General features: G+C 65.4%; 12 protein-coding genes and 1 pseudogene. 7 read left to right on the top strand and 6 right to left on the bottom strand.

The window, feature by feature from the left end:
* The first annotated feature begins 83 nt into the window (after positions 1-83).
* On the top strand, positions 84-473 hold the full coding sequence (locus AB0O58_RS01130; protein ID WP_283314425.1) for a VOC family protein: 390 nt from the start codon (positions 84-86) through the stop codon (positions 471-473).
* Positions 474-490: 17 nt separating this feature from the next.
* Here the strand turns inward: AB0O58_RS01130 and AB0O58_RS01125 are convergent, their stop codons facing one another.
* Positions 491-1,876, bottom strand: a complete 1,386-nt coding sequence (locus AB0O58_RS01125) for an MFS transporter (protein ID WP_366237751.1) — start codon at positions 1,874-1,876, stop codon at positions 491-493.
* Positions 1,877-1,943: 67 nt separating this feature from the next.
* Between AB0O58_RS01125 and soxR the strand changes: the two genes are divergently transcribed.
* Positions 1,944-2,381, top strand: a complete 438-nt coding sequence (gene soxR, locus AB0O58_RS01120; protein ID WP_283314816.1) for a redox-sensitive transcriptional activator SoxR — start codon at positions 1,944-1,946, stop codon at positions 2,379-2,381.
* Positions 2,382-2,458: 77 nt separating this feature from the next.
* Here the strand turns inward: soxR and AB0O58_RS01115 are convergent.
* Positions 2,459-2,782 (bottom strand): annotated as a pseudogene (locus AB0O58_RS01115) (nuclear transport factor 2 family protein); the annotation flags it as partial.
* Between the two features lie 68 nt (positions 2,783-2,850).
* Between AB0O58_RS01115 and AB0O58_RS01110 the strand changes: the two are divergent.
* Positions 2,851-3,345, top strand: a complete 495-nt coding sequence (locus AB0O58_RS01110; protein WP_283314430.1) for a MarR family winged helix-turn-helix transcriptional regulator — start codon at positions 2,851-2,853, stop codon at positions 3,343-3,345.
* Positions 3,346-3,423: 78 nt separating this feature from the next.
* Positions 3,424-5,043 carry an alkaline phosphatase D family protein gene (locus AB0O58_RS01105; protein ID WP_366237750.1) on the top strand — a complete coding sequence of 540 codons (1,620 nt, stop codon included), beginning with the start codon at positions 3,424-3,426 and terminating at the stop codon, positions 5,041-5,043.
* Between the two features lie 17 nt (positions 5,044-5,060).
* On the opposite strand, the gene AB0O58_RS01100 is transcribed toward AB0O58_RS01105, so the two are convergent.
* Entirely contained in the window at positions 5,061-5,627 is a 567-nt protein-coding gene (locus tag AB0O58_RS01100; protein ID WP_366237749.1) for a GNAT family N-acetyltransferase, read from the bottom strand.
* A gap of 23 nt (positions 5,628-5,650) precedes the next feature.
* Positions 5,651-7,252, bottom strand: coding sequence for a GMC oxidoreductase (locus tag AB0O58_RS01095; protein WP_366237793.1), 1,602 nt, complete (start codon positions 7,250-7,252; stop codon positions 5,651-5,653).
* Positions 7,253-7,427: 175 nt separating this feature from the next.
* Here AB0O58_RS01095 and AB0O58_RS01090 point away from each other — a divergent pair, with 175 nt between their 5' ends.
* Entirely contained in the window at positions 7,428-8,378 is a 951-nt protein-coding gene (locus tag AB0O58_RS01090; RefSeq protein ID WP_366237748.1) for an endonuclease/exonuclease/phosphatase family protein, read from the top strand.
* Here the strand turns inward: AB0O58_RS01090 and AB0O58_RS01085 are convergent.
* Positions 8,375-8,749 carry a VOC family protein gene (locus AB0O58_RS01085; protein WP_366237747.1) on the bottom strand — a complete coding sequence of 125 codons (375 nt, stop codon included), beginning with the start codon at positions 8,747-8,749 and terminating at the stop codon, positions 8,375-8,377. The two genes, AB0O58_RS01090 and AB0O58_RS01085, sit on opposite strands and share 4 nt — an antisense overlap.
* A 94-nt stretch (positions 8,750-8,843) precedes the next feature.
* Between AB0O58_RS01085 and AB0O58_RS01080 the strand changes: the two genes are divergently transcribed.
* Complete coding sequence (locus tag AB0O58_RS01080) at positions 8,844-9,812, top strand: MsnO8 family LLM class oxidoreductase (protein ID WP_283314821.1); 969 nt, start codon at positions 8,844-8,846, stop codon at positions 9,810-9,812.
* Here the strand turns inward: AB0O58_RS01080 and AB0O58_RS01075 are convergent.
* Complete coding sequence (locus tag AB0O58_RS01075; RefSeq protein ID WP_366237746.1) at positions 9,788-10,723, bottom strand: LysR substrate-binding domain-containing protein; 936 nt, start codon at positions 10,721-10,723, stop codon at positions 9,788-9,790. The genes AB0O58_RS01080 and AB0O58_RS01075 overlap by 25 nt on opposite strands.
* Before the next feature lie 131 nt (positions 10,724-10,854).
* Between AB0O58_RS01075 and AB0O58_RS01070 the strand changes: the two genes are divergently transcribed.
* The gene (locus AB0O58_RS01070; RefSeq protein ID WP_366237745.1) at positions 10,855-12,177 is read left to right on the top strand and encodes an NAD(P)/FAD-dependent oxidoreductase; all 1,323 of its coding nucleotides are present in this window, start codon (positions 10,855-10,857) and stop codon (positions 12,175-12,177) included.
* Positions 12,178-12,179 lie beyond the last annotated feature (2 nt).

Here is a 12,179-nt window from a genome sequence, read left to right as displayed (position 1 = left end):
GCATCGACCTCGGTCGGTGCGGGGCTTTGTTCTAAGTGGAGGGGACGCGGTGAGTTTCCCGCGGCACTCGGGTCGGTACCGGTATGACCGATCAAACACCCAGCACCATCGTGAACATCGGCGTGGCCATGTTCACCGTCGCCGATCAGGACGCAGCCCTCGATTTCTACTCCCGCGTTCTGGGGTTCGAGATTCGCGGTGATCTGCGCTTCGGCCCCGAAGGCGAGTATCGGTGGTTGGAAGTGGCCCCGCCGGGATCGACGGCGCGGCTCGCTCTCAACCCGCCGATGGGAGGTACGCCCGGTGGCGGGTCCATCGGTGTCGAGACAGCTGACGTCGCGGCCGAGCACAAGCGGCTCAGCGCTCTCGGCGGCGTCGATCTCGACGATTTCATGGAAGAGGTGGACGGTGTGCCGCCGATGTTCGCCTTGCGAGACCTCGACGGCAATTCGATCTGGGTCGTACAGACCTGATCCGGTCAGCCGACAACCTATGCGCGCTGCGATCGCGCCGCCGCTGCCACACCGATGAATGCCAGCGCCGCGAAAGTGAACAGCAGCAACTGAGCCGACCGCAGCGTCGATGGTTCTCCGAGGTTCACCAGTACTCCCGCCAGAGCTGCTCCGAAGGCGTTGGCGATCAGCTGAACAGTGTTGATGGCGGCCGAGGCTCGTGCGCCTTCGCCCGGTTCGGCGACCGATGTCATGGCTCCGACTGCCAAGTGTGGCCACGCAATTCCGATGCCGACGCCCGCGACGATCAGACCCACTACCCACGTGGCGATCGAACCGGGACCTGCCTGGTCGGTGAGAAACGCTGCCACGATGCACAATCCGGCCGCGACGAGGATCGGGCCGGCCATGACGATGCGTCGTACGACGCGTGGAGCGGTGGCCGAGGCGCTCGGTATTTCGCCGAGGGTCCATCCGAGCGCCAGTGTGGCCCCGAGAAATCCGGCGGCCAGCGGTGCCAATCCGGCGAGGCGCTGACCGAACAGTGGGATGAAGGTCTCCACCGTGGACGCGACGGCGAGGACGACGATGGTCAGGTATATCCATTTCAGCGTGGACGCGCCGAAGGTCGACGGGGGGAGCACGCCGTGCGCTGCGCGACGGTCGGCGGCCACGAAGGCGATCAGGAGGAGTACTCCTCCCAGGACCATTGCGGCGGTGATCGCGAGGTTGGAGACCACTCCGGCGATGCTCACCAGCAGGGCAGCTGTGGTGAGCAGGGTCAACGACAGTGTCGGTACCGGGCTGGGTTCGGTGGCCTGACCGGTGTGGGCGGGCAGTGCTCGCGGGACGAGGGCGGCCATGGCCAGAGCTGCGAGAACGAGCACGCCGAAGGCCATTCGCCAGGCTCCGAATTGCGCGAAGATGCCGCCGACGGACGGTCCGGCGAACGTTCCCACGCCCCACATGGCCGAGACCAGAGCCGCACCTCGCGTCCAGAGATGTTGCGGCAGTGCGGCATTGATGACGGCGTAGCCGAGTCCGGCCAGTAGGCCACCTCCTGCGCCCTGAATTGTGCGGCCCACCAGTAAGAGTTCCATCGTGGGGCTGACGGCACACACGACGGTCCCGAGAGCGAAGACCGTCAGGCCGATCAGGTAGGCACCGCGAGGTCCGCGAGTGGCCAGAACTTTGCTGACCAACATCGAGGAGATGACGGACGCAACGAGGAAAACCGTTGCGGTCCAGGCGTAGTAGCGTTGGCCGCCGATCTCGTCGATGGCCGTGGGAAGCAGGCTGGTCGTCAGGTAGACGTTCGTGGCGTACAGCGCGACGCCGCCGGCGAGAACGGTTGCGGTGCCGAGGTAGCGAGCGCCGAGTAGCTGTCGCCAGGTTCCGGTCGTGGATTCGGTGGGGGAGTGCATGGTGTGGAAGGCTAGGATCTCGAGTGCACTCGAGGTCAAATCGTCGTGTCGGCTGGGAGGCAGCATGATCCGTATCAGTGACGAACTGCTGTCCATCGGGGAGGTCGCGGCCAGAACCGGTGCCGCAGTGTCTGCGGTCCGGTACTACGAGACTCTCGGGCTCGTTCCCGCCGAGCGGACGGCGGGCAACGTCCGAAAGTTTCCCCGTCACGCAATTCGGCGGATTTCGCTGATTCAGGTGGCGGTGCGGTTCGGAATACCGCTTGCCGAGGTGGCCGAGGTCTTTGCGTCCCTACCGTCGGGGCGCACCCCGAACAAGCGCGACTGGGCCAAGATTTCGGTTGCATGGAACCAGCGGTTGGAGGATCGGAAGCAGTCGATTGCGCGGATGCAGGAGCAACTCACCGGCTGCATCGGCTGCGGATGTCTCTCCCTGAACAAATGCGGTCTGCTCAATCCAGGCGACGAGCTGGGCAAGGCGGGCCCCGGGGCGCGGCTCATCTGACGCGTACGTCGGCGGTGTCGAGTCTTGTGGGTAGCGGGCGCCGCCTGGTCGATGAACGTGTACAGCTCGGTGATCAGGTTGTCCTTCACGACGACGAAGTCCTGGCCCGAGACTACGGCGGGGGCGTCGGGCGGCGACAGTGCCCAGGAGATTCGGGCGACGTCACCCAGGGCGGTGGGCTCGGCAGTGACGGCGAATGTCAGACCCTCGGACGGCCCGATCAGCGCTCGAATCGCCTCGATGACCGACTCTCTCCCGGTGGCGGTGTTCTCGGCGTCGTAGAACACCGCGTCCTGGTGATACATGGACTCGATGAGTTCGCGTCGTTTCGCGTCGTCGTTCGTGTTGAATACTTCGACGACGTTGCGGCGTGCCAGCTCTGCGGGAGTGCTGCGATCCATGGTGTACCCCTAGGGTTGGTGGTGGGGGGTTCGGTGCCCCGGACCCAGCATCGCAGAAAGTACGTGACATGTCACCCAGTAACCCTGAAACCACTCCGTGGTTGACGCCCACCGAGGAATCGGCGTGGCGCGCCTACATGGGGTTGTCGCTGCAGATGACGTTCGAGATGAACCGGCAGCTGACCGAGGATCACGGTCTGTCCCTGGCCGACTATTCGGTGCTGGTCGCACTGGCGGACAGTCCCGACGGGCGTCGCCGGGTGGCCGAACTGGCTGCGGAGATCGGTTGGGAGCGCAGCAGGGCCTCCCATCATCTCGCGCGGATGTCCGCACGAGGGCTCACCGATCGCACGGTGTCGACTACCGACGGGCGCGCCACGGACGCAGTGCTCACCGAGGCGGGCAGGGCCGCTCTGGACGCATCGGCGGCGGGTCACGTCGACGTGGTTCGGCGATTGTTCTTCGACGGGCTCGCACCCGAGGACATCGCCACTCTCGAACCGCTACTCACTCGTCTGCGCGACCATGTGCGAGCCAACGGGACGCTGCCGCGGCCGCAGTGACCGAGGCGACACACGGAGTTCACCTGCCCGTCGGATCGATGACGAATCCAGTTGTCGGTCGCACGAGAGTCTCGGACAATGGTGAACCGAGGTAACGACGTCAGGATCGGTCGCGACATTTCTCTGCGGGCCGGCGCAACGCGTCGACAGTTTCTGACGTGGAGTGCGTTGGTGGGGGCGCTGGCCTTCACACCGGAGATCGCGGGGACATCTGCGACGGTAGGTGCGCAGTCGGTGATCACCCCCGACTATCCCTTCCGTCTCGGTGTTGCTTCCGGCGATCCGTTGCCCGATTCGGTGGTGCTGTGGACCAGACTCGCCACCGACCCGTTCGCCCCGCTGGGCGGGATGACGCCGGGCGTGGTGCCCGTCCAGTGGCAGATATCCGCCGACGAGAAATTCGGCCGCATCGTGGCGCAGGGCATCGAGCTGGCGACCGAATTCGACGGTTGGTCCATTCACGTCGACGTGCGCGGGCTCGAGCCGGCGCGCGAATACTTCTACCGTTTCCTGGTCGGCCCACATGCGAGTCCCGTCGGTCGCACCAAAACTGCACCTGCACTTGGGCAGCCGCTGAGCAAGCTCGATTTCGCCTGGGCGTCGTGCCAGAAATGGGAGGACGGCTACTTCGGTGCGTACCAGGACCTGGCGGCCTCGAATCTCGATGTGGTGTTCTTTCTGGGCGACTACATCTACGAGTACGCGATCAAGAACGAGGGTGCGCGGGCGGGCGAGCCTCGCACCGAGTCGGCCGCTCGAGAAACCATGGTGCTGGGCGACTATCGCGACCGGTACGCGATGTACAAGGCAGACGAGAACTTGGCTGCCGCACATGCGTCGGCACCGTTCGTCTCGACGTTCGACGACCACGAGGTGGACAACAACTGGGCCTCGCAGATCAGCCAGGACAACGACGATCCACGAGAGTTCCTGCTACGCAGGGCCGATGCGTTCAAGGCGTGGTGGGAGAACACCCCGGTGCGCGCGAATCTGAAGCCCGTAGGCCCGGACATGAAGGTCTATCGCCGGTTCTCGTTCGGTGATCTGGTGGACTTCTCGGTGCTGGACACCCGGCAGTATCGCAGCGATCAGGCGCATGGGGACGGCGAGCATGCCCAGGATGCCGAGACGGCCGATTCGTCGCGCACCATTACCGGTGCGGCACAGGAACAATGGATTCTCGATGGATTCGCTTCACCGTCGAAGTGGAACTTCCTGGCGCACCAGACGGTCATCGCCGATCTGGCGCGGGGACAGGGTGACGATCGCAAGGTCGGGATGGATCCGTGGAGCGGGTACGAGGCCTCGCGTCATCGCATTCTCGACGGAGCCCGGAATCGGGGCACGAAGAACGTGGCATCCATCGTGGGCGACATTCACCGCACGATCGTGTCGGAATTGCGCCGCGACTACCAGGATCAAGTGTCGCCGATCCAAGGTGTCGAGATCGCAACCACGTCCATAGCGTCGGGCAAGGACGGTGCCGATGTCGACTCCACCGGAGCTGCCATCGCCGACGGTTCGCCGCACGTCAAGTACGGAAATGCCCGTCGCGGCTATCTTCGCAGCACGCTGACGAACACCGAATGGCGTTCGGAGGTCAGGGTTCTCGATGCCGTGTCGACGCCGGGTAAGCCGGTTCGCACAGCCATGACGGTCACCGTTCCGGAGGGGCGGCCGGAGATCCAGCTGGGGTAGCGCCTGATGCCGCAGGCTCAATCCGTGCCGAATGTACGGACCATGGACCACACCTCGGGGCCCTCACTCGGTGCGGCGTGGCTCGAGACACGGAACCCGGCCCGCTCGTACAGGCGCACGTTTCGCAGATCCGACGTGTCCAAGGCCAACCCGGAGGCGCCACGTTGCCGTGCTTCGTCGACGGCCTTCTCGAGCAGTCGTCCGCCGATCCCGTGCCCTTGCCGATGCGGTTGCACACCAAGCGTTTCCAGTGTCCATGACCCCGGTGGTGATTCACCGGAGGACAGTCGATCGATCCGATCTCCGTGTAGTTCGATGATCCTCGCCATGGATTCGTCATCGGGTGGAGGGGCATCTGCGGGAAGTAGTGCCGCGACCCCGGCGTAGTCCGCGGTGAGCAATACGATTCCGTGTCGATGCGCGTGTTGTAGGTACAGTTGCTGGAGTTCCTGCAGCGTGGCCAGGTGGTCATCGGCCGGGATCACCCATCGCGTCCATGGGTAGTCGGCAAATGCGTCGCGCAGGGTATCGGCCGCAGGCAGCAGATCGTGATTCTCGGCAAGTCGGGTGGCGGGATGGTGCATGGGTGAACCTATGGACAGACGGCTCAGCGACCGTCGGCGATGATCTGAGCGACGTTGCGTTCGGCGAGTGCGGTGATGGTCAGTGACGGGTTGGCGGCGCCGGTACTACCCGGGATCAGGGCACCGTCGACGACGTAGAGCCCGGGGTGGCCCTTGACTCGACCGTAATCGTCGGTGGCGTCACCGAGTACTGCGCCGCCGAGGGGGTGGGCAGTGAAGGTGTCGTCGACATCGCGGGTGAACGGTTCGGCGGCGACGACGGTGCCGCCGGCCTGAGCCATGCGGTTCTGCACGGCACGCAGGGCCTCGACGGTGTCGCGGCTGCCGCCCTTGGGCCAGTTGAGGGTCAATTTGTTTGCAGTGGAATCGAATCCGAAGTTTCCACGCAACGGGTCGATGGTCATGCCGAGCGAGCCGAGGAAGCCCATGTTCACGGGAACGCCTGGGGTGTACCAGTTCTCGACGGTCAGGGGCAGTCCGGAGTCGTCGACGATGCGGGATGCGCAGGGCGCAGCTTGAGGGCCGGCAGACATCGGTCCGAGGGACCTGGTCATCGAGGCGTCGCCGTTGGTGCCCCAGCCGGTGCCGACGAATTCGTTGAGGTTCGACAATGCGCCGGTGGTGCGAGCACGCATCAACAGTTCGGTGGTACCGATGGATCCGGCCCCGAGGACGAGGGCGTCGCACGTGAGTGTCCGGGTCTCGACGATGTTGCCGAACGGGTCGAGGCGTTCGATGTCGACGCGGTAGCGGCCGCCGGATTCGCTGCCGATCGCTGCGACGCGGTGGCTGTGGCACACCGTTGCGTTACCGGTGGCTTCGGCTTGGGGGATGTAGTTCTGGGTCAGGTCGTGCTTGGCACCGTTGGAGTTACCGAAGGTGCTCTCACCGACGGTGGCGGACGGCCGGGAGCGGCCGGCGATCTCGTCGCGCACGACGTTCCAGTTCCAGTTGCCGTCGACTGCTTCGGGGCGAAAGCCTGCGCGGCGGGCGTGATCGTCCCAGGTTCGTGAGTGAGCGAAGTTGGGGCTGTTGTAGACGTCCTCGGGCATCGCCGACGGCCGGAGCATGGAACGGGCCTTGGGATACCAGGTGGCTGCCATCTCGTCGTAGTTCAGGCGTCCGCCGAACGAGAGGTCGAAGAATTTCTTGTTCGGTGCGATGGTGACGCCGGTGTACACCACGGAGCCGCCGCCGACGGCCGCGCCGCGCCAGACCGAGAGGTTCTCGTAGCGGGTGGTGTCGAGGACACCGCCGAAGAGATCGACCGGTCCGACGGGGAGTCCGGTGATGTTGGTGAACGAGCTCTGCTGCCACAGTCCGCGGCCGTCGGCGGTCATGTCTGCCGTGAAGATTTCGCGCCAGGGGTCGCGCGGCCAGCGCAGTCCGCGCTCGAGGACGGTCACCGCGGTGCCGGCCTGGGCCATGCGTAGGGCGGCGGCGCTGGCCCCGAAACCGGAACCGATGACGATGACGGGCGAGTGGTCCGGTGGCCGGGGAGGGTCGGCGAACAGTTCGGGTACCAGCGACCGGATGCGGTCTGCTCCGATCGGCAGAGCGCCGGCGACGGGGGATCCGGGCAGTCCGGTCGAACTCAGGACCGGGGCTGCAGCGGCGCCGAGCATTCCGGCAGCGGCCAACCGCAACAGTTGCCTTCTATTCACGGCAGTACTTCCCCCTCGGACACCTCGCGGACAGCGCCCCCGATTCTGTCGTGTTTGCGACAATAAAGCCAACGGTCCGGTCGTATTTCGGGACGGCTCCCAGCTCGGCCTCAGGTTTGCCTGCCAGACTCCGCTCATGGTGTCGGCATCGGTGGCTGTATTACTGCTCGTCGTGGCGGTCACGGGGGTCGTCGCGCACCTGTTCGACGGACGTGGTCAGCCGATGGCGGTCGCTGCGGCTTTGGCACATGTCCTCATGCTCGCGGCCGTGCCCGGAACGGTGTTGGCAGGTGTGGCCTTCGGCGGGTGGGGGCTGACGGCAGGACTGGCGGTCTGTGCCGCGGCGGTCGCGACCCAGTTCCGGCTCCGCTACCGCCGCGTCGCGCCGAGGCCCCGGGCCGCGGACCTGACGGTGCTGCACGCCAACATCTGGCTCGGCCAGGCTGATCCGGATGCGTTGATCGCGCTCGTCGAACACCACCGACCGGACGTGCTCACCCTCGTCGAGTTGACGCCCGAGGCCGACGCGAGCCTTCGACCCAGGCTCTCCGAGCGGTTACCGTACGCCCACGTCAGCGCCGGGCCCGGAGGCAATGGAACCGGCATCTACAGCCGATTCCCACTCGCCGACGAGCAGCGGCACGACGGCTTCGTGACCGAACTGCTGTCGGCGCGGGTGCAGATGCCGGGTCGGCCGCTGGTGTTCGCGGTGCATCCTGTTCCGCCGTGGCCGCGGGAGCCGTCCGAATGGGTACGTGAGCTCGGGCTGCTCCGGCAGCTGCTGGCCAAGATCCCCGCCGACGACGGACCCGTCGTGGTGGCCGGGGACTTCAATGCCACGCAGGACCACCGGCGTTACCGCGACCTGCAGGACGGCCGATTCGTCGACGCCGCAGTGGCCACCGGAGCCGGCATGCTCAGGACCTATCCGGCGCACACCTGGCACCCGCCGGTCATTGCCATCGACCATGTTCTGGTGGCAGACATGGGGGTTCGTTCGGTCGAGGCCGTGACCGTCCCCGGCTCCGACCACCGCGGCATCCTGGCGCGATTGGCTTTCTTACCGAACCAGGGCTTTCCGAACTAGGGCTGGGCCGGCAACTGCTGCAGCGACCACTTGTTGCCGTCGGGGTCCGCGAAGTACACGAACGTTCCCCAGCCCTCGTCCTTCGGCTGCTCGACGGTCAGGCCCACCGCGGTGAGGTGGTTGTAGGCCTCCTGGGCGCTGTCGACGACCATCAAGATTCCCGCGCCGGCACCGGGTTCGGCGTCGGTGATGCCCTCGCCGATGGCGATGGAGCACGCCGATCCCGGAGGGGTGAGTTGGACATACCGAATGCCTTCCCACGGACGTGCATCATGGTCGGCGTGGAACCCGATCGAGGTGTAGAACTCCTTGGCGCGGTCGACATCGGTGACAGGGACGGTGATGAGTTCGATCTTCATGGTGAGAGTCATGAAGCAATGATGAGCCCCATTGCGGACACATTCGGTCCGCGATGAGCAGGTCGTTCCGAGAAATATGCCCGACGCCTCGCCGGTTGCAGCTGTTGTGTTCTTCTCATTGCTCGATCGATCTCGCACGCGGGTAGGTGTCGACGACGCCGCGGCGCTCCGTCATACCGTCGAACGCGGCGTACACGCCGAAAAGCTCGGGCTGCACCGGTTCTGGGTGGCCGAGCATCATGCGGTACCCGGCATCGCCTCGGGCGCGCCCGCGGTTCTCGCATCGGCGGTGGCGTCGCAGACTTCGCGTATACGCGTCGGATCCGGCGGGGTGATGCTGCCGAACCATCAACCGCTGGTCGTGGCCGAACAGTTTCTGATGTTGGAGTCGCTCTTTCCGGGCCGGATAGACCTCGGCGTCGGGCGTTCCCTCGGGTTCACCGAGCCGGTGCGCGCTGCTCTGCGTCGAGATCGTGACGCCCCGGATACGTTCGAGGCCGACGTCGCCGAAGTGCGTTCGTATCTGGACGGGTCCGGTCCTGTGACCGCGCGGCCGGCAACTACGCCGCCGCCGATGTTCGTGCTCGCCACCGGTGCCGGTCTGGAGGTTGCTGCCCGTGCCGGGTTGCCGGTGGTCGTCGGGGGCCCGGTACTGCGCGGGAACGATCCACTGGCGCAGTATCGCAAGCACTTTCGGCCGAGTCCGCAACTGCCGGATCCGTACGTCGTCGTCTCGCTCGATGTGACGATCGCCGCGGACGCAGCAGATGCGCGCCGTTTCGCCCTCCCGGAGGCGTGGGCGATGGCGCGATCACGGCGCGAGGGTGAGTTCCCAGCGCTCGAACCCGCCTCGTCGATCGACGAAGCTCGGTGGACGCCGCGGACCAGAGATCGGATCGAATCCTCGTTGGAAGCAACCATCCTCGGCACGGCCGAGCAGGTCCGGCCACGGCTCGACGAGCTGATCGAGCGCACCGGCGCGGACGAGGTCATGGCCTCCACGTCGACGTTCGACCGGGCCGAACTGTTCGCTGCGGACGCCGCTTTCGCTCAGCTCTCCGGCGCTGTTTTTTGAACCGGAGCTGTGGGCTGAACCGGAGCTGCGGGCTGGGCCGGTGCCGTATCTGCCAGCGCGGCAACCAGATCGCGCTGAATGTCGGTGGCCGGCACGGTGGCGTCGACCACTGCCGAGACCGGTAGTCGAAGGCGACGGTCGGCCTCGGTGCGAAAGACGAGGCCGGTTTTGGGTGTGCTCTCGGCCGTGCTGGCGTAGAGGATCGACCAGCATTGCGGGTGGTTGAGCAGTTCGGCGCTCGCGGTGTGATCGGACGCCACCGGCGGACCGAAGGTCAGTGGTAGCCCGCTGCGTTTCATCTCGCGCTCGATGACGCGGTGCAACAGTATCTGCTCGCTTCGTTTGGGAAGCAGCAGTGGATATTCGGCGAGTTGGCTCAGGCTCGGGTTGGGTTCCCCGGCCAGGGGATGGCCCTCTGCGAGGACGACGACGAGGTCCTCGGTCCACAACTCGGTCACGTGCAGACCGGAGCGTTCGACGCTGCCGCGGATCAGTGCCACCTGGCAGTCGCCCGATGTCACGGCTTCGATCTGTTCTGCGAATCGTTTGAGAACGAAGTCGATCTCGGCGTCGGGATGTCGTTCACGTACCGCGACGATTGCGGAGATGGCGTTCGCGGCGAAGGTCATGTTTCCGGTGAGGCGGAGCTGGTTTCGGCGCCTGGTCGTCAGCGCCAGAGCGGCCTGTTCCAGCTCCACCATGTGGCGGGCGATGGACACCAATTGTGCTCCCACGACGGTCAATCGGACTGCGCGTGAGGTGCGCTCGAACAGCGGCTCACCGATCTCGCGTTCGAGCTTGGAGATCTGCAGACTGATCGCCGATTGCGAGACGTAGCACCGCTCGGCGGCACGCGAGAAGTTGAGTTCTTCCCCGACCGCGAGGAAGTACTTCAGTTGCCGCAGCTCCACGGCGTCCTCCATCCATGAGTTCTGCTCATGGATGCTATTTCAACTTTCGCGTTGATAGCGCAGGAACCGCGGAGTTTCATGGAGGTAGTTCTTCGATCTACAAGAAATGTGTGCTCGGAAAGGGAAGTGCTGTGAAAACGTACGACGTCGTCATCGTGGGTTCGGGATTCGGAGCGTTGGCCGCGGCCAAGGCTCTGGGCAAGGCCGGTGTGACGTTCTCTTTGATCTCCAGCACCACCGAGCACCTGTTCCAGCCGCTCCTCTACCAGGCAGCAACCGGGATGATCTCGACAGGCGAGATCGCCCCGCCGATCCGGCGCATTCTCACGCAGTACGACTCCGCCGACGTGCGTCTGGGCCGAGTGGTCGACGTCGACCCCGAGAGCCATCAGGTCACCTACGTCGGTGGCGGCGAACGCCACACCATCGGATTCGGCCGCCTGATCGTCGCCACTGGGGCTACTCAGGCGTACTTCGGTCGCGACGAGTTCAAGGACCGCACCTTCGCGCTCAAGACAGTCGACGACGCGATCGCCCTGCGAGAGCAGATTCTGAGCTGCTACGAAAAGGCGCACCAGACCTCCGATCTCGACGTACGCAAGGAGTTGCTCAGCTTCGTGGTCGTCGGTGCAGGCGCGACCGGCGTCGAATTGGCCGGCCAGATCAGGGATCTCGCGCACCGCTACTTCGCCGGCTCGTTCCCCGATATCGGACCCGACGACGTCACGGTCACCCTCGTCGACGGTGTGAAAGAAGTACTCCCCGCTTTCGGCGGCAAGCTCAGTGCCTATGCCCGCACCAAGCTCGAGAAGTCGGGCGTCGACGTCGTCACCGGTGCCATGGTGACCGATATCGCCGACGACGTCGTGACTGTGCAGGACGTCGACACGAAGACCTCGCGCACCTACCCGGCCAAGACGGTCATCTGGTCGGCCGGCGTTCAGGCCAGTGAGCTGGCTGCGACGATCGCCGAGCGCACCGGGTGCGAGACCGATCGGGCCGGTCGGTTGCTCGTGCACGACGACCTCACTGTCGGTACCGCGAAGGACATCTACGCGATCGGCGACGTGACCTCGCTGCACAAGCTGCCGGGACAGTCGCCGGTCGCGATGCAGCAGGGCCGCCACGTAGCCAAGACGATCATCGGAAAGGTCGACGCGGGAACGCCGTTCAAGTATGTCGACAAGGGCAGCATGTCGATCGTGGGCCGATTCAGTGCGGTGGCTCGGTTGTTCGGCAAGGTCGACATGTCCGGACCGATCGCTTGGCTGATGTGGCTCGCGGTGCACCTGATGTACCTGGTGGGCTTCCGCAACCGCTACGTTGCGGTGGTGTCGTGGATGACGTCGTACATCGGCGACAAGCGACCGCACTTCCAGTACACCGACAAGTCCGGGTCGATGCTGGAACTTACCGACGAGACAGCGGACGACGAGGAACGTTCAGCGGCCTAGAA

The organism is Rhodococcus sp. NPDC080181 (assembly GCF_040702225.1).
GTDB lineage: Bacteria > Actinomycetota > Actinomycetes > Mycobacteriales > Mycobacteriaceae > Rhodococcoides > Rhodococcoides fascians.
This window is presented reverse-complemented; position numbering and strand designations above follow the sequence as displayed.